This window comes from Microbacterium sp. Y-01 (genome assembly GCF_003856715.1).
GTDB lineage: Bacteria > Actinomycetota > Actinomycetes > Actinomycetales > Microbacteriaceae > Microbacterium > Microbacterium algeriense.
Window position 1 is genome coordinate 2,388,202 of record NZ_CP024170.1, and the last position, 19,391, is coordinate 2,407,592.

Below are 19,391 nucleotides of genomic sequence, written 5' to 3' on the forward strand. Positions count from 1 at the left end.
GCGGGGAGTTGCTCGCCCTACAGGTAGAGAAGCGTGTCGGCGATTGGCTCAGGGAGACGTTCAATGGCACCTGAACGCTCGCTCAGCGTGCGAAGGTTCCACCACGTCTTGGCACGCACGTCTTCAACACTCTCGCCCCAAATACGACTAAGTAGATCCTCGATCGCTCTGATGTCTCCAGGCTTCCGAGAACGGGCCTTCCTGGCGGGGAAATCTGTCTCGCACAGCACTCGATCCCGCGGCAATAGTCGAATCCGGTCTTCCGACATTGCCGCATTTACGGAGAAGTAGGCGTCGGCTTCGACGGCGTTAGCGATGTCGGCGGCATCGCCGTTGAACCAATGCAAGATCGCGCCGGGAACGCTTGCGTCGTGAAGATGTTCGACGATCTCGGTTGTGGCGCCGGTGCTGTGGATGGAGACGAGAACCGGTTCATTCCGGACGATGGTCAGCAGGTCATGGAGAATCGAGCGCTGTCGCGAGAGGTCGCCGCCGCGGCGGTCCAGGCCGATCTCGCCGACCAATGCGAAAGAGCCAAGAAGGTCGGTGAACTCCTTCGAGTCCCAAGATGCGCGTGCCGCGGCGACGCCAGGGTGTACGCCAACTCCCCAGACGAGCCCTGGGGCTCGCCGATTCCTGACTTGTCGAGCTTCTTGTAGGCTCCGGGTCATCGCGAACACCACTGACTGTCCGAGAGCCGCGATCTGTGTCGGCGTGACGTCCGGAGCAATGTGGGCGTGCGCGTCCAAGGCAGGGAGAGCAGAGTTGATCACGTCAGATCCACTTGTCCGAGTTCGGCAAGGCCTCGGCGCGCGAGTTCGCTGATTTCGTCCAAGTCGGCGCCCGGAGGCCAGGTGCCTGCGTCGATGGCGTCGTCATCGATGCCGCGAGTTGTCGCGTATGAGATGGCGGCGCGGTCGCTGTAGCGCCGTTCAAGTAGTTTGACTCGCGCGTCTCCATTGAGTTCATTGGACAGGTAGATTGTCGAGTCTTTGACGCCGGCCGCGATGAATGCACCGCGGCGAGTGACGCATGCGTAGCAGAGACCACAGTTGAGGGTGGAGTTTCCGCCCTTGATCCTGGCGCCGTCAAGTTTGCTGCAGGAGACCGTGAGTCCAGCGATGCGTTCCCAGTCGTTCGCTGGGTGACTGTCAGCGACGAGCCGCATTTCCTCGCCTTTGGTGTAGGCGGCGAACGGGTTGGTCACGACTAGGGACAAGCCAAGGCTCTGGAGAAGCGTATTAACCCGATAGAAGGTTTCGGGGTGAGTCGAACGAGTCGAGAGCGCACCAGCGCGATTGGGATGTAGTGGGAGGTTGAGGCTGGTGAACCCGTTCTCCGGCACGAAGAGTTGCGAGGCTCCACGACTGGCGGCGACGGCAGTCCCGAGCGCGACGAAGAGCAAGGAGCGGCTGCGGCTGGAGCTTTCCTTCTTGGCTGCTACTTGGGTGAACTCGATCTGCGTGTAGGAAGGCGGTGGAGTCCGGGTCTCCTGTAACCAGCTGCGGACGGTGTTCTGGGCCCGGCGTACAGCGGTGGCGCTGTCATAGTGGCCCACGAATAGTGGCGACTCACTCTGAGTAGAGATCAGGTGCAACGCTCCAAGATAGGAATCGAGGCCTCCGCTAAGGAGCGCGACAGAATCCACCGCATCCGAGGCTTCTGCTAACGGGTCATTCGGGGTGGTTGGGTCCTGGACGAGTTGGAGTTCCCAGGTGTCGCCTGTGAGCCAGAAAAGTAGCTGAGCGAATTGGTCGATCGCATCGCCCTCCCACGGCTCGGGATCGGCCACCTCGACAACGAGGTGAAGTCGCCGAGTGAAGGCGCTGGGCCTGCTGGAGAGCCTGTCAGCGAGGTAGGCGCCGCCCGCGATGCGTGCCAGATCGATCACCTGCGTCGGGACTGAGCCCAGGGAGGGCAGCCACCAGCCGATGGCGCTTTTCATGGTGTCGGTCTCACCGGGGGTGGTGGGCCACCGTAGTCGGTGATGATCCGGCGGACTCTCGTTGGCCGACTCCTCGCCGGAGACGTAAAAGTGTGTGAGTGGCATGTGGTTACCTCGCCCTCAGGACGTGAACGGCTCGTTGGGCAAGGTCAGCAGCGGCCTGATGAAGGGCGTTCGCTGAAAGCGCCGGGCTTGCATCGATGTCGAGGGCACGAACCTTCGCGTCTATCCAGCCGCGTAACATGCGCTCTCGCACAACTGCCTCGTTACCGTCGAGGGTTCCGTTGGTGATCTGGTCCTGGAGTTCGACAAGCCCGAGCTGGAAGATGTACGCACTGACGAAGCCTTTGATTGCCTCGGTGGCGGTCGGAGGCTCGCCTTCAGCCCTGACGATCTTTTTGACCTGTTCCGTGGCTGCTTGGCGGATAGCTCGGTCGTCGGGGTGCCCGTCATCTCCGATCATGAGGGTAACGAGCCTGCTGATCCGAGCACGCGGGCTTAGGGAGTCGAACTCCGCAAGCGACAGGCCGTAGTCGGCCAACCGCTGGGCGTCGCGATCCCGCAGAGCGTAGGCTGCACCGATCGTCGCGCCACCGCGTGAGGCTCCTCCGATGACCTGCCGAGTGGAGCGGCTCCCAGATCGTCCGGCCCCTGCGGAGCCTCCTCCGGCACCCGCTCCACCCGCTCCGCCTGCACCTGCGCCGCGTCGAGCGGGCACACGCGGGCGAGGAATGGTCGGCACGGCGTTGCCTCTGGTGGCCGGATCGTCTCGCCAGAGGGCATCGATGAGTGCTTGCCCGACCCGGTCGAGGTCGGACGCTGGCTGCGTCGGTTCAGAGAGTTGGTCGGAGAACTGGGATGCGTCTGGCTCTCCTGTGTCCGGACCGGTCCCTGTGTTCCCTGAGCCGAGGTCGGACCATGCGTCTCGGAAGTCGTTCCATTCGGCGGAGTTGCTGCCACCGTACGCACCGCTAGTTCCCATTGACTTGCTCCAGCTCTTCGCGCGCGGCGGCCTGCGTCGATGGGTGCAATGTGGCGTCCTGAGCGGCACGCCGCACAAGCTGCATGAGCGTAGGGCGTCCGCTAGTTGCGAGTTCGACAACCGCACCCGGTGTCAGTCGTGATCCCCAGCAGTGGGTTTCGACCCCGGCTGCCACTGCCGGTTCAAGTGCGGGTGTCTTGCCGACCCAGAGCACTGCGGCGCGGACCACTGTTTCGCCGTCGTCAAGGCGCTTGGTCGTGGCGAAGAGAACGTCGAGAGCTGCCAGCTGTTCGTCTTCTCCACGCTCGCTCAGGGCGTCGGCTGCCACGTTCCGCGCAGCTTCGCTCTCGCCCAGCAGATCATTGATGAGCGCGAGTGCCTCGTCGGATACCTGGGCGCCCATGCTGACGTTGATCAGACTCGCAGCGAGGGTGAGATAAGGATCAAGGTTCTCGTCACGCAGTGATGGAGGGGCAGCAGCCCATTCCTTCGTCCCTTCGTCGATGCCCTCTGGAAGATTCGCATCCTCGCCCTCCTCACCGGACGGGTTCGCCCACGCCTCCCACCTGGCCACGATGGACTTGCGCTCCTGTACAGGCGCTCCGGCCAGCGTATTGAAGGACGTACGGTGAAGTTCTTCCAGCAGCAGCATCTTGATCATCACAGCAGGCGGGATGGTGACGCCACGAGCGCGGGCGGTGGACTCCCGGACGCCGAACGCGTTGAGGAAGCGCTTGATCTGACGTGGGTTCGAGCGCCGATCCGCATTCAGACCTTCGGCAAGCTGAATCGCAAGTGCGAGATCCTCTTCGGCAGGCTTAACGGCGAGGTCGTCAAAGCCGTGGAGCAATGGGGCTTGGTGGGCATTGCGTCGGGCGCGAACGTGGGCCGCGAGAGCGTGCAGATCTGCCTTTTCCATGGAACGGCCAGCGATGAGCAGACCGATGTAGGCTTCCGCGTCGGCGGCGGACAGGCGCGGCAGCGCAATCGGAAGCTGGACAATCTTTTCTAGGTATCGCTTGGCGAATATCTCGCCACGCCGGGCACCATCGAGACTAACTGAGATGGCGTCTCGGACCATGTCCTGATCGGCGGCCAGGACGAAGACCATCTTCTCGGTGGATAGGAAGAGCTTGATCGCCTCCAGTGTGGCTGTCACTGCGTCCGGAAGACACCGATCGAGATCGTCGACTAGTACGACCACGCGCTCCACGTTCGGGATCAGGGCGAGCATTTCCTTATAGGCGTCGTTGAAGCTCGCCATCGATTCAGGGCCGCCCGGGTCCTTGGGCTGGAAAATGTCAGCAATGTCCTTCGGGTCTACTTGGAAGGTCAGTGCTCCCTTGGCGATGGCAACTGCGGCGCGGCTCCAACTGATTCGCCCTAGCAGCTCCTTCGCCTTTTCAGCGACCTTCGTCTTAAGCCCGGGATCGGGGATTTGACTCTCGATACCATGCAGGATTTCTGAGATCAGCGTGCCCTTGACATCCCCCTGGTCGTCGTACGCCCAGGGGTTTGTTGTGACAACGAAGCAGGTGTCGTCGTCCTTGAACTCGGCCTCGATGAGCTTCAGGATCGTGGACTTCCCGCCGCCCCACGGGCTCTGCACGGACAACGTTAGCGGGTGGATGTTGCGTTCGCGGACTGCAGCGACGATCGGCTCGACCACCGCGTCGAACCCGAGGAGGTCCAACGAGCTGGGGTTGTCGTCCCAGAGCCGGATCTGCGGAGGGGTAGTCGTCATTGCCAACCTCGCTCTCTGGCGATGGTTCGGCTGTGCCTACTCGCCCACTACTAGTGATCCATGTCGCTCACCATTATCCCAGGGAGGACGCCCGGATCGAGGAAGGACACGCACTGGTCGCGTGCTACGAGCACCCGACTGACCGCCACGGAAGTAGGCGATGTCGTCTTCGGTAGCCCGCTGGTGCGGTGCCGGGCGACGGCCTCCTGAACGCGGGCGCGGACAAGCAGGACCACGCTGACCGGGCCCATGATGAGGAACTTGAGCGCGTTCCAGCAGAACAGGAGCACGAGGAGGTTCAGCCAGCCGGGGCGGCCTTCCTCGATCAGCGTGATGCAGTAGTTCGCGGCGAGGAAGTACGGGATCGCGAGGAGCATCCCGGGGATGCCCCACTTCAGGCCGCGGCGGGTGCGGATCGCGTCGAGCGCGATGTTGGTGGGCATGTAGCGCCGCAGGTAGTAGCGGGCGTGGGCGCTGAGCGCCCAGAGCAGTCGGATCATGGCTTTTCCTCTCGTGGCACGGTCAGGTGACGAGACAGTGCGTAGAGAGCGGCCCAAGGGCCTGTCCGCGAGGGACGCCATATCAAGGAGGAATCTGCCTCCCTTCCAGAGTATGACTCTCGGCCGACCTTCGTAAGAGGTGTGCCCCTGCGTTCGGGCGGCGCTCGCGCACCTGTCTGGCACACGGATGGGAGCCGGGCATGGTCACGATCACTTCTCTCGCCAAGGACGAACGCTCCGCGCGGGTCGCTCTGGCTGCCACCTTGGACCCCGACGACGCCGTGACGGGTAGGCTCCTCGCAGCGGTTGGCGCGGTCGAGACTGTGCGCCTGGCGGCCGGTGCCGGCGCGTTCCCGAAGAAGGTCGATTCGGTCGAGGCTCGGCTGTGGCGCAACAAGGTCGCCCCGCGAATGGATGCCCGCACGGTCACGCAGGCGCTCGCGGAGGCTGACCGCCTCGGGCTGCGTATCCTCATCCCCGGCGACGATGAGTGGCCGACCGCCCTCAACGATCTGGGCGATCGTGCCCCTACCGCCCTATGGCTGCAAGGCGCTGTCTCCTTACTCACCGGGCCGCTGAACGATCGCGTCACGATCACCGGAGCCCGTGCCGCCACCGGCTACGGCGAGCACGTCACGGGCGAGCTCGCCTCCGATCTGACCCATGCCGAGCGGATCATCGTGGCCGGCGGCGCCTACGGCATCGACGCCGCCGCACACCGAGCCGCGCTCGCCACAGGCGGGCAGACCCTCGCCGTCATGGTGGGCGGTCTGGATCGCCTCTACCCGTCCGGCAACCGCGAGTTGCTGGAACGAGTCGGAGACGTTGGGTTGCTCGCCAGCGAGATGGCTCCCGGTGCGGTGCCTACCAGGTGGCGGTTCCTCGCCCGCAATCGCATCCTCGGTGCCCTCTCCGGTGCGACCGTCATCGTGGAGGCCGGCTACCGTTCCAGCTCCCTCAAGGTCGCCGCTCGCGCCGCGCAGCTCGGCCGCCCGGTTGGTGCCGTGCCCGGCCCGGTGACCAGTGCGGCCAGCTCCGGCACGCACCGGCTCCTGCGCGAAGGCATCGCGTCACTCATCACCGATGCCACAGACGTCACGGCGCTCCTCGACCCGCCCGCAGGCGTGAGCGGGCAGGCATTCGCACGTGAGTCGGCCATCACCCCGTCCGCTCATCGGAAGGGGCGCGCGCTGTAGGCGGCCTCCGGTCGACGTCACCGCCAGTTGTCGCAGGTGATCCCTACGCTGGGGTCATGACTTTCACCGCTCTGCATCGAGCCCTCGGGGTCGCTCCTGGACCGCTGACGGACGAGCTACTGGATGCGGCGGTGAGCAGCGGGGTCGTGGAGACGAACGATCTGGACTGGAAGTCAGAGCTGCCACCGGCGAAGGGACTACCGCAAACGGACTTCCCCAAGGACGTCGCAGCGATGGCGAACAGCGGCGGCGGCGTCATCGTGTTCGGAGTACGCGAGTCACAGAAGGCCGCCACAGAGCGGGTCGACGTCGGAGAGTTCGATGAAGCGTACGAGCGATCCCTGCGCTCCGCAGTGATCACCGCTATCTCCCCGCCCGTCTTCGGACTCAACGTGCACCGTCTCGGAACTGAGGGCGCTCGCGCCGTCGTTGTGGAAGTGCCGGCCAGTGTGGACGGGCCGCACCTGATCTACCGCAACGACTACTTCGGCGCCCCGGTGCGCAACGACTCCGACACCGTATGGATGAAGGAACGCCAGATCGAGGCGATGTACCGAGCCCGCTTCGATGAACGCCGCCACGCCAGCGAAGCGCTCGACAACCTGTATGCCGAGACCGCGGACGGCCGCGCCACGAGCGAACGCGCCTGGCTGATCGCTGTCGCCCACCCGCGCGTCCCTCGACTCCACAACCGCCTGACGCGCGACGGCGCGCGCGATGTGCTGACCAAAGCTGAAGGCCTCGCCCTGTTCTACGCCGGACGTGGCGGTGTGCACCCCCTGGAAAACGTTGACCGGCACAACCCACGACCGGGGTTGCGCCGCTGGGTTGCCGTCAACACCGCAACGGGCGACCGATCACTGTGGAAGGAAGCATGGGCGAGTCTCCACCACGACGGATCAGTCACGCTCGCAGCAGCAATCGGCGGCCACCGCATGAGTAGCGACGGGTACTTCGAGGGATCGCAAGTCCAGTCAGGCGCGGTCGAGTGCGGCGTTGCAGACCTGATGGCCCTCATCCGCGCGACCGCCGACGCGACCGGCAACGACGAGTACGACGTGCGTGTCGGGATCGAGTGGACCGGTTCAGAACCCCTAACGATCCTGACTGTGGACAACTTCGGTCACTCCTACGGCGGTGTCTCCACACCGTTGCACCGCTACATACCCGTCGAGAGCACCGTGAACGCTACGGCTGCCGACCTTGACTTCTACTGGGGCGTTCACGACCTCGCTCAGGACTGCGTGAACCAGGGCGGCGTCTCGAACGTACGAATGGTCCGACCACCAGATCGAACCGATTAGCCGAGCCACTACAACGACGGCCTGACGCGCTGCTGCCCGGTGCGCCGAGCGCGTTCCTGCTCTGGCTGCTCGGCCTGGGCGAGGTTCTGTGCCCGGTCGAGCGCGGCACGGGCGCGGGCGGCGTCGATCTTCTGCGTCTCGACCTCGGCGGGTGCGCCGAGGGGTGCAGGCCCGGTGATACCGTAGCGGTCGCGGTAAGCGGCGATTGTGAGAGCGGCGTTCCGCCATACTTGGGCTGCTCGTGCCTGTTTCGGCTGGACGCCGAGTCTTATGATCCACTCGTGTTTGTCGGTGAGCGCGGTGTCGAGGAGCGCATCGGTCCGGGTCTCGATGAGGTCGCGCCGCTCCGCCAGCGCCTGCCGCATCTCCGATGGCATGACGCCGATGGCTTCGGGGATGAGGCCAGCGATCAAACGTGGTGCCTTCCGCGCGCGATCGGACCCTCCAGGGCGGGCGGTCGCCTTAACGACGCGGTAGTGCAGGACGGCCGCGATGTCATCGGCGTCCCCGAACCCGCGTGCTCCCACGAGGCGCGGCAGCAGGGCCTCGACGTCGTGCTGGTTCGCCTCGGCTCGCCGCAGCTCGGCGGTCAGCGCTCCGAATGCGGGTGAGGCGATCACGTCGTCTGCGTCGTCGCTGAGCCCCGACGATCGGATGAGCGCGGCCCAGCGGTCGTGTTGTGCGGCAGCGGCCAGGGTCTCGTACTCGGCAGCGAGCTGCGCGATTGAGCCCCAGGTGTTCTGCTCGGCGGTGATCGTCTCGTGCGCGGAGAGTTCGGCGCCGACGTGCTGCAGCACCCCGAACAGCACCGACCGGGCGGACGCATCCTCGTTGTCGCCGGGGTGCAGGCCGTCGTGGGCGGGGTCGGGCTTGTCGACTGCGACGTAAGCGATGTTCCGCTCGCGCCCCCTTGTCATGGCGACGTAAAACGTCTCCCTGATCATCGACGCATCCGCTAGGACGTGCGAGGAATCGACCGTGATGCCCTGCGCCCGGTAGGACGTGACGGCGTAGCCGAGGTCGAGATGTTCGGCCGCGTACTCGGCCGGGACCACGACCGAGGCGCCCCACTTGCGCCCTGCGCGGCGGAGGGTGAGGGCGCCGTCGTCGCGGACCTCGGTGACCGTCCACCTGTCGCCGTTGCGGACCCAGGACCGGGCGGCGTGGAGGCGGCGGTCGTTGCGGCGGGTGATGACGGTATCCCCGGCCGCGGCACGTGTGCCGTCGTGCAACTCGACCTCGCGGCGAGCGTTCACGGTGCCATCGAGGATCAGATCAGCTCGCGCCCTGTTGTTGAGCGCCTGGACGGACTCGTTGGAGTCGGTAACGAGGACGCTGGCCCGCCCGGCGAGAGTGTCGGAGCGCCAGGCGGTGTAGGCGGCGTCGATCATCTCCTCGGTCTCCCCGCCGATCACGCGGCCGTGCTCGGCGTAGGTGTCAATGACGTCGGTGCGGCCGTACCGCAGAGCGAGGGATGCGGTCTTCTCCCACACGTTGACGAATCGGTGCACGTCGACCAGCTCCGGAGCGTCGTCGCGGTCGCGGACGAGGAGGGAGAACGCGCCCCCGGCGGTGACGGACTGAAGCTGGGCGTGATCCCCGACCAGCAGCACCTTCACCCCGGCCTCCGCCGCCAATGTGGTGATGCGGTCGAGGGAAAGCGTGCCCGCCAACGACGCCTCGTCGACGATGACGAGCTGTCCCTTGCGGAACGTCTCGCCGGTGCGGTCGTGGGTGTCGAGCCACTTGGCCGAGTTCTCGGTCTGGATGCCGAGGTCATCGGCCAGGACCTGGGCGGCGACTGCGGACGGCGCGAGCCCGACCACGCTGCCGTGCCCGTGCTCGTGCTCCCATGCCCGTCGCAATGCCGACATCGCCGTCGTCTTCCCCGCACCGGCCGGGCCGACCAGTACATCGACCATCCGGCCTGAGAGCGCGATCTTCGTCAGCGCGGCTGCCTGGTCGTCACCGAGCATCCGGCCCTTGCTGTCGGGCCGCTTCGTGATTCGTTCGACGGTGGTCAGCGGCACAGTGGGGGCTGTGGTGGTGCGGGCGCGCTCGAGTAGGCGATCCTCGGCCGCCAGCAGCACCTCGGAGGAGAACAGCGCGGAGTGCTTCGGACGGAACACGCTCGTGCCGTCCGGCCTGCGGAACGCGGCCGGGCTGGATGCGAGCTCCGTCGGGGTCAGGCGTAGCGACGCGGCTTCGGCGGCATCCACGACCAGGCCGACGACGGCTTCTCGATCCTCGGTCGACGCGAACCTGTAGCCCATCGTCTGCCGCGCCGCCTCGGCGGTGAGGTTCCAGCGATGCCAGGTCGAGCGCTTCTCACCGACCGCAGCCACAACGTCTGCCCCGAGCGAGGCGATCAGGTCCAACGGCACGTCGTCGGCGCGCAGCAGCAGCGGCTCCTCGTTCGCCGTCACTGTTCGCGCCCACGAGGTCGCATCCGACCCGAGCACCCGCCCTGCCCGTTCCCGCCACGAGGAGGTGAGGTCGGCCAGCGACCGCACCTCCTTCTCCGGCCTGGTGGAGAGCGTGGCCTGGGCGCGGAGCTTCATGATCGTCGCCGGCGACGGCCGCCGCCCATGCGTCTCGACGTACTGGCCGATGAGGCGATCGGTCTCGGCGTCGATGTGCCGGGCACGAGTGGAGAACTCCTTAACCAGTACCTCCGGCACCGCGATGATCGCCCATGCGGGGTTCCGGTCGCGGCCTCTATCCCGCGCCTCCCACGAGACGCCGAGCATCCGGGTGAGGTGGTCAGCGAAGACCGCCTCGTGCAGTTCGGAGAGCGCGACCACTGCGGCGTGCAGCGGCCGCCCGTCCAGGCTCCGCCATTTCCCGTCAAGGACGGCCTGGACCTTGTTGCCGATGACGACGTGCGTGTGCAGATGGGGGTCGCCCGCCCTGCTGTCGTAGTGATCGAACGCCGTGGCGATCAGACCTGCGACGTCGACCTGTGCAACCGCGCCGTCGCGTCCGGTTGCGCCCGCGCGCGTGGCTGCAACCTCCCGCTCCATGAACGCAACCACCTCCGCAACCGCCGCATGATGCGCGTCCGCGATCAACGTCTGCGTCCCGGCATCCGCAACAGCCCACAGCACACTCGCGGACTTCGGGATCGAGAACGTGAAGTCGAACCCCGCAACCGCCCGTCGCGTCCCACGCTCGGCCTCCTCCCCCTCGATCGCCATGACTGCCTCCGCACGTGACGCCGGCCCGAGGGATGGATCAAGCGCCTCGCTGCGCGCCCCAATCCGCTCGGCCACGCTTCGGTACTCGGGGTACGCACGGCCAAGCGGTTCCCCGGTGATCGGGTCACGGCCCATACCGATCAGGAGTTGGAGTTGGGCTTCGGAGACGTGATCGCCTGTCCTGATCCGCCCACTGCCGAGCGTGGCGAGCCCGGCGCCGAGCCATCGGCCCGGCGGGCTGCCGTCGGCGTTGTAGTAACGCGTCAGCGGGGTGGACAGCGACCTGTCGCCGTCGCCGGCCGCGACGGTGCGCAGCAGGTACTTGTACCCGTCACCCGCCGACATCACGCGCATCGAAACCGTCACCCCGGCCGCCCTTCTCCGTCTGCTCACAAGGTGAGCAGCGGCCCGCTGACGGCGGGATCAACCTCGATCTGCAAGAGGCGTGAAGGCTCTAGTACGAGCTTCCGAAAGGCTGCTCACCCGTGGGCCAGACGACTGACGCGAGGCCGGACGTGGGGGCTGCGCGAGCATGTGGTTCGGGGGCAACCCGGCGCTCACTTCAATAGTGGACGGCGATCGAGAATCTCCATTCATTCGTGTCTTGATGGAAATCAACTAGAAGTCAGCACTCCATGCGTTCGCGATCACCTTCTCCGGAAGGTTCGAGAGGATCACTTACTGGTGAAAGTCGCAGGACTCTGCACCCCGTTCATCGGGCAGCCCGAGATCACCGCCATCCCGTACAGCTCGGACGTTGTGGCGGGTCACTAGCGTCGACGTTCGCCTTAGCCCAACGTTCGCGCAGGCTCCTTGTTCGTGGCCGCGGCGATTGACCTCAATGTTCGGAACGTCTTTGCTGGCGTGGTCAGCGACGGCGGCTGCATGCAACTCAGCGGTTCGTTGAGCATGGTGAGTGTCTGCTCGGGGAGAGGGCGTCGGCGAGGCGAATAATCAGACTTCCAGTAACAGTTGCGCCTCCGCGGCGGATGCCAAGCGGCGCCCTATGTCGCGAGCAAGGCGGGCTGTGCGCTCGACAAGCGGGTTGTTGCCGGGCGCGAGTTGACCTTTGCCGAGGTGGAGAGTGTCCTCCAGGCCCGTTCTGGCGTTGCCGCCGAGCGCGAGTCCGATAGCGGTGAGTTCAAGGTTGTGACGGCCGATCGCGATGACCTGCCATATGGCGTCGTCGGGCAGGCGGTCAACCATCGTGATGAGGTTCTGTGGTGTCGCGGCCATTCCGCCTCGGACGCCGAGCACGATGCTGAACTGGGGTGTGCCCGCGATGAGGCCTTTGTCGCGCAGGCGCAGGCACTCTTCGAGGTGTCCTGTGTCGTATATCTCGAGTTCGGGTTTGATGCCGAGGTCCTGCATGCGGGCGGCGAGGCGGGCGACCTTTTCGGGCGGGTTGCGGAACTCGTCGGCCCCGAATGACATGCTGCACGGGTTGAGCGTCGCCATCTGGGGGCGCAGTTCGACCAGTGCGGCTCGTTCCTCAAAGGGAACCGACAAGCCGACGCCCGTGGATAGCTGGATGAGGATTGGGCACCGGTCCCGTATCAGGTCGATGGTGTGTCGGGCGATCGTGAGGTCGGCTGTGGGTCGATCGTGCTGGTCTCGAAGGTGGATGTGCGCGACGGCCGCGCCGCGCTCGTACGCCTCTGCCACGGCATTGGCGATCTCATTCGGCTGGGTCGGTAGGTGCGGATTGTCTCGTTTGGTGGCGATCGGGCCAGTGGGGGCGATGGTGAGAACGACTGTGCTCATGCGGAGTCTCCGATCTTGTGGTTGTCGTCGATGATGGCGACTGCGCGGGTCCATCCGGCGGATGCGCGGGATATTCGGGCGGGGAAGCACGCGACCGTGAAGCCCGTGTCGGGTAGCTGTTCAAGGCCGTGAAGCTTCTCGATCTGGCAGTAGCCTGCCTCGATGCCAGCCTTGTGGCCCTCCCAGACGATCGAGGCGTCTCCGGTCTCTGTGTAGCGCCGCAGGGTAGACCTGAACGGCGCGTCCCAACTCCACGCGTCCGTCCCTACTACCCGGATGCCTTGACCGGTGAGGAAGAGCGTGGCATCGCGTCCGAATCCGCAGCCACGATGGATGTAGTCATCCTGACCGAAGGCCGCGCCTGCGGCGGTGTTCATCAGTACGATCTCGTAGGGTCGCAATCTGTGTCCGATACGGTCGAGCTTCTCTTGGATCTCGGCGGCTGTCACGATGTGTCCGTCGGGCCGGTCGCGGAAGTCGAGTCTGACGCCGGGCCGAAAGAACCAGTCGAGCGGCAGTTCGTCGACGGTGGCGGCGGGCCGGCCACCGTCCATGGTCGGGTGGTAGTGCCAGGGAGCATCCACATGGGTGCCGTTGTGGGTCGATAGTGTCACTGTCTCCACCGCCCATCCGAGGCCCTCGGGGAGATCCTCTACGTGGAGGCCGGGAAACTGCGCTGTGAGCTGGTGAGCGCCCTCCTCATGTCCGGTGTAGTCGATACGGACTCGCTGGAAAAGTGGATCAGCGGGGGTGGTGTTGTCTATGGGGATCGACAGGTCGATGATCTTCATCGGGACTCGTTGCCGTTCGGCACGATTGGCAGCACGAGAACCGCATCGTGTCCTCCGCCTGTGTGGATCGTGGTGCGTCCGCCGAACAGGTCGGCCGGGCGGTCCTCGGGGTCGTCGTGCAGGTACACGGATGATCCGCGCTGTTCGACTCCGTACAGTTTTGGAAGCGGGCCGGGTAGGCCGTTGTCGAAGTCGTGGCCGGAGATCGTCAGGCCGAGACGATAGTGGGCGGGGATGACGATCGACGTCGGCCAGATCTCCACGTCGAGTTCGTACACGTCACCTGGCACGACCGGCAGCAGCTCATTGTGCGTGTAGACCGGTCGCCAGGGCTCGCTGCGCGCCGGATCGAGCTTGCGGTGTGAGGCGCGCAGCCATCCCTGTGTCACGGGTGCGTTGGGCTCGACGGCTCCCACAAAGAGCACCTCGCTGTCGTCCTCGCGGAATAGTCGCACTGTGAGGAAGAGGTCGAGGTCCTCCGTCGATGATGATGCGGCGATGCGCGCTGTGATCGGGCCTACGATCGTCGTCTCAGCGGGGAATGGCTCGGTGGTGAGGTCGATCTGCTCGGTCAGCGCGTCGAACTCGACCGTCGTCTCTGTCTCCGCCGGTTCGGCGGCCAGGCGCCCGGCGGCGAGGTCGAGGTGGAAAGGGGTCCATGCCGTGTCGGGCAGCGGCCAGGAGTCGGCCGTCCGGTCGACGAATCCGTCTGGCGTGCGCACTCGCATCGAGATCGCAGGCTGGTCGTCCCACCCGGTGTCGCGACCATGCAGGAAATGGCCGAAGAAGCGCTTCTGGATGTCGATGCCGTAGGTGGTGTAGAACTCCGTCCAGTGCTCGAGGCCATGCATCTCGAGCCATTTCTGAGGGGAGCCCGCACCGAGGTAGCCTTCGACGTTCCCGCGCAGGTGCAGCCCCTGACCGCCCCAGTTGCCGCACGACAGCACGGGCACCTCGATCTGTGCCAGGTTAGGTAGGCGTTCGGCCCAGTACTCGTCGAGCAGAGGATGGTCGAGTTCGTCGCGGTTGATGTCGACGCGGTTGCGGGACATCTCCTCGGGGCTCAACTCGACGTCGCCACCGATCGGTTCACCGGTGACGGCGCTGGCACGCCCGTTGCGGCCCAAGCCGTACTGGGCATTGGTGACCTGGAGCGGGTACCAGCGAGTCCAGAACGTGCACATTATGCCGCCGTGCCGGGTGCCGTCCCTGTAGAGGTCGGATGCGCCCTCGAAAGGACAGATCGCCGCCAGGTGAGGGGGCCGCAGTGCCGCGACCTGCCATTGGTTCATCGCATAGTAGGACACTCCCAGGAGCCCCACCTTGCCCGAGCTCCAGCGCTGCTCCCCGGCCCACTCGATGCACGCGTAGTAGTCACGGGTCTCCCGCGCCGAGAACGGGTCGATGAAGCCGGGTGACGTTCCCGCGCCGCGCGAGTCGACGCGGATCACGACGTAGTCGTCCGGGACCCAGCGCTCGGGATCGGCCGTCTCCCAGTTCGCATAGCGGGTGGAGGTCTCCTGGGCGACGTCCGGATGATCGGCGATCAGCTTCGTCCACTGGGCAGGGTATCCATCGGCGAACGAGAGGCCTTTGGCATATGGGCCATAGGTCATCAGAACCGGGTATCGACCTTCTCTTATCGGTCGGAAGACGTCCGCGCGCAGGACGATTCCGTCGTCCATCCTGATCGGCACGTTCCAGTCGATCCTCATCCCATCGGCGACCTCTGATCGTTCCATCCCGCACACTCCCTCGTGTCAAAATAGATGTGAGCACTCACTTCTATATTCAGTATTGCGTTATAGTAGTGCCATGGTCAAGGGGTCAGTAGAGACGCGCCGGGAGCTGATCCTGACGGCGACAGCGAACCTCATCCGGCGCGACGGCGTTGCCGCTTTGACCACCAAACGCGTCGCCGCCGAAGCTGGCTGCGCTGAGGGCACGATCTTTCGCCATTTCGGTGACAAGGGCGGCCTCATCGCGGCTGTCCTCTCCTTCGGGCTGCCGGAGATCGATCACCTTGCGCAGGTCGCCAGCCGCAAGCCGCCCGGCGATCTCATCGTCGATCTCACCGACCTGTGCACGGCCGCGCTCGACTTTTACCGAGCCAGCTACCCCATCGCCGCCAGCGCGCTCACCGACGCCACGATATTCCAGCGTTACCGGGACGCGCACAACGCCCGCGACACCGGCCCCCGGCAGATCTGGGAACTAATCCACAGCTACCTTCGCACCGCAGCGGAACACGGGACCATCAATACAGCACTCGACCTCGAAGCCGAGGCACTGGCCATCGCGGGCGCCTGCCAGAATGCAGTCTGGGTCGCCCTCGTCAACGGGGACCAGGCACTCCCCCACCAGGGTCGGGACATCGCCGGACACATCGCACGCAGCAGCTTAGGCGCGCTCCAGCACGCCTAAGCTTGCGAGAGAAGTGTGTTCTGAGGGTTGCTCAAGGTCGCATCTAGCTGGAGATCACGACTCTCTGACGAGCGGCCTGCGTGATCGTCGGCACCGGCGCCGTCGCGGTCGTTTTACAACGGTACGCGGAACCACCTATGACGCTCCGCCAGCAGAGCGATGAGATCGCCGCCGAGATCGAAGGCCTGTAATCGACCCATAAGCCAGTTCTGACGAGCACCAGGGTCTTCACCGCGCATACCCACTCGCGGGATAAGCAGATAGACAGGATCATCTCGTGCGGCACATCCCGCTGCTGCCATGTCCGAACTATTGCGTGAGCGACAGCCGTGGCTACCGCTGACACATAAACGGAAACAACGGACGGCATGGACCGTGGCAAATGAGAATCGGCCGTCGATCGAGAGGAGAGTCCGGAGATAGCACCGTGGCGGTGCTGGTGGTGTTGCGCGCCGTGCCGGCCCCGATGACTCCAGAGACCGCCGCCTGCCAGCGCCGCTACCCACAGTCCTGTCGATCGAGGGGAGCGAGATCGCGTGCAGCAGCTCGGGTTGCGACCAGTAGGGTCTCGGGCCGTCGTCGCCGCATTACAATACGTCGTCCTCGAACAGTGACGCGCCTGTCACGTGAAGGGGCGGTGACCGCGGCGCGCGGGCCGTGTCCCGCCTCGTCACGCTGGTGGTGCAGGCAGATAAAGGTTGGATTTCATCGAGGCGACGTCCTTGGAAGCGAGGAAGCGGAGCACCTCGCCGTCATGGGTGCTCGCGGTCGCGACCGCACCTGCAAACACGGTGTCGATCACGCGGTCGCCCGACAGCTTCATGGCGCGCGGCCGTCGCGTGCCCTAGCGCTGACGTCGAGACGGGATCGACCATCACGGTCGCACCGAGATCGAGACGGCGGATGCTCAGGCGGGAACGCCGAAGGCGTGGTCCGTCTTGATCGCGGCGACGGCGTCGGAGGCGAAGAACGACAGCACGTCAGCGGCCCGGCCGGGATCGGCGGATACGGTCGCCACCGCCCCCGCGAACACCGTGTCGATCGCGCAGTCGTCGGGCATGACCCCGAGAACGCGCACCCCCGGCTGCCCGACGAGCTCGCTTAGCTGCTGGAAGCCGAGGTCGACGTCGCCATCGGCCAGCGAGCGCGCTACCGGGACGCCAGGGCGCGCCTGCACGAGCCGATCGCCCAGCTCGGCGGCCAGCCCCCACTGCTCGATCATGCGCACGAGCGCGACGCCGCTGGGGCCGGTCGAGTAGCCGATCCGCTCTACCGCGCACAGGGCGTCGCGCAGCGCCGCGGCGTCGGCGAAGGCGGCACCCTCGGGGCGCGCCCCACGCTCATCGCGCCCAGCCGTCACAGCGACGGCCACCTGCGACAACACAATCGGCGTCACGGTCGCCGCATCGACATGCCCTTCCCTGGCGAGTCGCTCCAGCGCGCCCGCGGCGAGGAGGACGAGGTCCAGCGGTTCTCCTGCGGCGACCAGCTCGGCGGCGTCGATCCCTCCGACGGATTCCACCTCGATCGCGGGCAGTCCGACCGCCGCCGCCGCAGCGACCAGATCGGCGAGCACGTGGCGGGTCGCCATCGACGAGATTGCCCTCATGCGACGTCCTCGAAGGTCTCGGCATCGACCTCCGCGGTCGCCTGGTCCGCGTAGCGCGGGCCCGACACGCTGTGCCGCCCGATGAGACGGCCCGCACGGTCCAGCAGCTCCGCGGGAACCGATAGCGCCAGGGCCGCGTAGTTCTCACGGGCGTGGCGCAGGCTGGTGGTACCGGGGATCGGCACGACGTGCTCGCCTCGCGAGAGCAGCCACGCCAGCGCGAGCTGCGCGGGCGTGCACCCGGCTTCGGCGGCGAGCGCCCGCCACCCCGGCAGTAGCGCGGCGTTGGCAGGCCAGTGCTCGGGGCTGAAGCGCGGCATCGGCCGGCGGATGTCCTCCTCGGCGAGCTCCGCCGGATCGCGAACGCTGTCTGAGAGGAAGCCACGCGCTACGGGCGAGAACGCGACGAGCGCGACGCCCGTCGCACGGGTCTCTTCAAGCATCGCGATCTCGGGATTCCTCGTCCACAGCGAGTACTCGTTCTGCACGGCGGCGATGGGGGCGACCGCTCGGGCCTCGCGCAGACGCTCCACCGACACCTCCGAGAGCCCGATGGCGCCGATCTTGCCGGCGTCCACCGCCTCCGCCAGTGCGCCGACGCTGTCGGCGATCGGAACCCGCTTGTCCCACCGGTGCAGGTAGTACAGATCAATGTGCTCGACGCCGAGCCGCCCGAGCGAGGCGTCGACCTGCGCGCGCAGCGTCTCGGGGCGGCCGTCGATCACCCGCACCCCGTCGACGATCGCCATGCCGCCCTTGCTGGCCAGCACGACCTCGTCGCGTCGCCCCTTGAGCGCCCGCCCGACGAGCTCCTCGTTGCGCCCGCCGCCGTACAGCGTGGCCGTGTCGAGGTGCGTCACGCCTGCCTCGAGGGCCCCGCGGATCACCGCGAGGCCCTCGTCGACGGTCGGCGGGACGCCGTAGGCGTGGCTCAGGTTCATGCACCCGAGTCCCATGCGCGGAAGCATCACGCCAGCTGCTCCTCCAGCATCCCGAGCACCCGGTAGCAGTCGATCACCTGACGGATCGACGAGTTGGGCTCCCTGCCCTCGCGGATCGCCGCGACGAACTCACGATCCTGCAACTCGATGCCGTTCATGCTCACGGCCACGTTCGACACGTCGATCTGGTTGTCTGCACCGTCATACAGGTCGTCGTACCGCGCGATGTACGTCGCCGTGTCGCCGATGTAGCGGAAGAATGTGCCGAACGGCCCCTCGTTGTTGAACGACAGCGACAGCGTGCAGATCGCACCGGACTCGCTCTTGAGCTGGATCGACATGTCCATCGCGATGCCGAGCTCGGGATGAAGGGGGCCCTGGATGGCGTTCGCCTGCACGACCCTGCCCGCCTGGTAGGCGAACAGGTCGACCGTGTGGGCCGCGTGGTGCCACAGCAGGTGGTCGGTCCACGACCGCGGCTCGCCCTTGGCGTTCGTGTTGGTGCGGCGGAAGAAGTACGTCTGCACGTCCATCTGCTGCACATGGAACCCTCCGGCGGCGATGCGGTCGTGCACCAGCTGGTGCGAGGGGTTGAACCGGCGCGTGTGCCCCACCATCGCCACGCGGTCGGACGCCTCGGCGGCCGCGAGAGTCGCCTCGGCATCGCCCAGCGAGTCGGCGAGCGGGATCTCGACCTGCACGTGCTTGCCTGACGCGAGCACCGCCTGCATCTGGCTCGCGTGCAGGCCGGTCGGCGTCGCGAGGATCACGGCGTCGACGTCGACGCGCTCGAGCACGGCGTCGAGGCCGACGACGGCGTTCGCCACGCCGTACTGCTGCGCCACAGCATCCGCCTTCTCCTGCGAGGTCGCGGCGACGACGGTCACCTCGGCGTCGTCGATGTTCGCCAGCCCGTCGAGGTGCTTCATGCCGAAGGCGCCGTTCGCGCCTACGACCGCGATGCGGACCTTGTCGCTCATTGGTTCTCCTCGGT

The 19,391-nt window shown here is 66.2% G+C and carries 16 protein-coding genes; 3 read left to right on the forward strand and 13 right to left on the reverse strand.

Features of this window, described 5'->3' with window-relative positions:
* Positions 1-17 precede the first annotated feature (17 nt).
* From CSX12_RS11290 to CSX12_RS11310, 5 genes are all read right to left on the reverse strand, one after another.
* The gene (locus CSX12_RS11290) at positions 18-773 is read right to left on the reverse strand and encodes a TatD family hydrolase (protein WP_164479569.1); all 756 of its coding nucleotides are present in this window, start codon (positions 771-773) and stop codon (positions 18-20) included.
* Positions 770-1,945, reverse strand: a complete 1,176-nt coding sequence (locus CSX12_RS11295) for a queuosine biosynthesis protein queC (protein WP_124895835.1) — start codon at positions 1,943-1,945, stop codon at positions 770-772. The genes CSX12_RS11290 and CSX12_RS11295 overlap by 4 nt, the downstream gene beginning before the upstream one ends.
* A gap of 109 nt (positions 1,946-2,054) precedes the next feature.
* Complete coding sequence (locus CSX12_RS11300) at positions 2,055-2,486, reverse strand: hypothetical protein (RefSeq protein WP_124895836.1); 432 nt, start codon at positions 2,484-2,486, stop codon at positions 2,055-2,057.
* Positions 2,487-2,916: 430 nt separating this feature from the next.
* Positions 2,917-4,671, reverse strand: a complete 1,755-nt coding sequence (locus CSX12_RS11305) for a P-loop NTPase fold protein (RefSeq protein ID WP_124895837.1) — start codon at positions 4,669-4,671, stop codon at positions 2,917-2,919.
* Positions 4,672-4,721: 50 nt separating this feature from the next.
* Positions 4,722-5,171: a sulfate permease gene (locus CSX12_RS11310; protein WP_346773339.1), complete on the reverse strand. Its 450-nt coding sequence runs from the start codon at positions 5,169-5,171 to the stop codon at positions 4,722-4,724.
* A gap of 200 nt (positions 5,172-5,371) precedes the next feature.
* Here CSX12_RS11310 and CSX12_RS11315 point away from each other — a divergent pair, with 200 nt between their 5' ends.
* Together CSX12_RS11315 and CSX12_RS11320 are read left to right on the forward strand one after the other, a co-directional pair.
* Positions 5,372-6,367, forward strand: coding sequence for a DNA-processing protein DprA (locus CSX12_RS11315; protein ID WP_124895838.1), 996 nt, complete (start codon positions 5,372-5,374; stop codon positions 6,365-6,367).
* Positions 6,368-6,423: 56 nt separating this feature from the next.
* The gene (locus CSX12_RS11320; protein WP_164479570.1) at positions 6,424-7,671 is read left to right on the forward strand and encodes an ATP-binding protein; all 1,248 of its coding nucleotides are present in this window, start codon (positions 6,424-6,426) and stop codon (positions 7,669-7,671) included.
* Positions 7,672-7,679: 8 nt separating this feature from the next.
* Here CSX12_RS11320 and mobF read toward each other — a convergent pair whose 3' ends face one another.
* The 4 genes from mobF to CSX12_RS11340 all read right to left on the reverse strand — a co-directional run bounded on the left by mobF (position 7,680) and on the right by CSX12_RS11340 (position 15,165).
* On the reverse strand, positions 7,680-11,222 hold the full coding sequence (mobF, locus tag CSX12_RS11325; RefSeq protein ID WP_124896882.1) for a MobF family relaxase: 3,543 nt from the start codon (positions 11,220-11,222) through the stop codon (positions 7,680-7,682).
* 600 nt (positions 11,223-11,822) lie between these two features.
* Positions 11,823-12,632, reverse strand: a complete 810-nt coding sequence (locus tag CSX12_RS11330; RefSeq protein WP_124895839.1) for a 3-keto-5-aminohexanoate cleavage protein — start codon at positions 12,630-12,632, stop codon at positions 11,823-11,825.
* The gene (locus CSX12_RS11335; RefSeq protein WP_124895840.1) at positions 12,629-13,423 is read right to left on the reverse strand and encodes a cyclase family protein; all 795 of its coding nucleotides are present in this window, start codon (positions 13,421-13,423) and stop codon (positions 12,629-12,631) included. Before CSX12_RS11335 ends, CSX12_RS11330 begins: the two co-directional genes overlap by 4 nt.
* A complete protein-coding gene (locus CSX12_RS11340) occupies positions 13,420-15,165 on the reverse strand; it encodes a CocE/NonD family hydrolase (RefSeq protein WP_206427074.1) in 1,746 nt (581 codons plus the stop codon). Before CSX12_RS11340 ends, CSX12_RS11335 begins: the two co-directional genes overlap by 4 nt.
* Before the next feature lie 73 nt (positions 15,166-15,238).
* On the opposite strand from CSX12_RS11340, the gene CSX12_RS11345 reads away from it, so the two are divergent.
* Positions 15,239-15,847, forward strand: coding sequence for a TetR/AcrR family transcriptional regulator (locus CSX12_RS11345; protein ID WP_124895841.1), 609 nt, complete (start codon positions 15,239-15,241; stop codon positions 15,845-15,847).
* A gap of 670 nt (positions 15,848-16,517) precedes the next feature.
* Here CSX12_RS11345 and CSX12_RS18605 read toward each other — a convergent pair.
* From CSX12_RS18605 to CSX12_RS11360, 4 genes are all read right to left on the reverse strand, one after another.
* Positions 16,518-16,670, reverse strand: a complete 153-nt coding sequence (locus tag CSX12_RS18605) for a hypothetical protein (RefSeq protein WP_206427075.1) — start codon at positions 16,668-16,670, stop codon at positions 16,518-16,520.
* Positions 16,671-16,754: 84 nt separating this feature from the next.
* On the reverse strand, positions 16,755-17,456 hold the full coding sequence (locus CSX12_RS11350; protein ID WP_124895842.1) for a substrate-binding domain-containing protein: 702 nt from the start codon (positions 17,454-17,456) through the stop codon (positions 16,755-16,757).
* Positions 17,453-18,424, reverse strand: a complete 972-nt coding sequence (locus tag CSX12_RS11355; RefSeq protein ID WP_241160612.1) for an aldo/keto reductase — start codon at positions 18,422-18,424, stop codon at positions 17,453-17,455. Before CSX12_RS11355 ends, CSX12_RS11350 begins: the two co-directional genes overlap by 4 nt.
* Positions 18,424-19,377 (reverse strand): Gfo/Idh/MocA family oxidoreductase, encoded by a 954-nt coding sequence (locus CSX12_RS11360; RefSeq protein WP_124895843.1) that lies wholly within the window; start codon positions 19,375-19,377, stop codon positions 18,424-18,426. The genes CSX12_RS11355 and CSX12_RS11360 overlap by 1 nt, the downstream gene beginning before the upstream one ends.
* Positions 19,378-19,391 lie beyond the last annotated feature (14 nt).

Coding starts and splice junctions, on each gene's coding strand:
- CSX12_RS11295 (WP_124895835.1), bottom strand. CDS start 1,945: ATGAAAAGCGCCATCGGCTGGTGGCTGCCCTCCCTGGGCTCAGTCCCG.
- CSX12_RS11305 (WP_124895837.1), bottom strand. CDS start 4,671: ATGACGACTACCCCTCCGCAGATCCGGCTCTGGGACGACAACCCCAGC.
- CSX12_RS11310 (WP_346773339.1), bottom strand. CDS start 5,171: ATGATCCGACTGCTCTGGGCGCTCAGCGCCCACGCCCGCTACTACCTG.
- CSX12_RS11315 (WP_124895838.1), top strand. CDS start 5,372: ATGGTCACGATCACTTCTCTCGCCAAGGACGAACGCTCCGCGCGGGTC.
- CSX12_RS11320 (WP_164479570.1), top strand. CDS start 6,424: ATGACTTTCACCGCTCTGCATCGAGCCCTCGGGGTCGCTCCTGGACCG.
- mobF (WP_124896882.1), bottom strand. CDS start 11,222: ATGCGCGTGATGTCGGCGGGTGACGGGTACAAGTACCTGCTGCGCACC.
- CSX12_RS11330 (WP_124895839.1), bottom strand. CDS start 12,632: ATGAGCACAGTCGTTCTCACCATCGCCCCCACTGGCCCGATCGCCACC.
- CSX12_RS11335 (WP_124895840.1), bottom strand. CDS start 13,423: ATGAAGATCATCGACCTGTCGATCCCCATAGACAACACCACCCCCGCT.
- CSX12_RS11340 (WP_206427074.1), bottom strand. CDS start 15,165: ATGGAACGATCAGAGGTCGCCGATGGGATGAGGATCGACTGGAACGTG.
- CSX12_RS11345 (WP_124895841.1), top strand. CDS start 15,239: ATGGTCAAGGGGTCAGTAGAGACGCGCCGGGAGCTGATCCTGACGGCG.
- CSX12_RS18605 (WP_206427075.1), bottom strand. CDS start 16,670: ATGAAGCTGTCGGGCGACCGCGTGATCGACACCGTGTTTGCAGGTGCG.
- CSX12_RS11350 (WP_124895842.1), bottom strand. CDS start 17,456: ATGAGGGCAATCTCGTCGATGGCGACCCGCCACGTGCTCGCCGATCTG.
- CSX12_RS11355 (WP_241160612.1), bottom strand. CDS start 18,424: ATGCTTCCGCGCATGGGACTCGGGTGCATGAACCTGAGCCACGCCTAC.
- CSX12_RS11360 (WP_124895843.1), bottom strand. CDS start 19,377: ATGAGCGACAAGGTCCGCATCGCGGTCGTAGGCGCGAACGGCGCCTTC.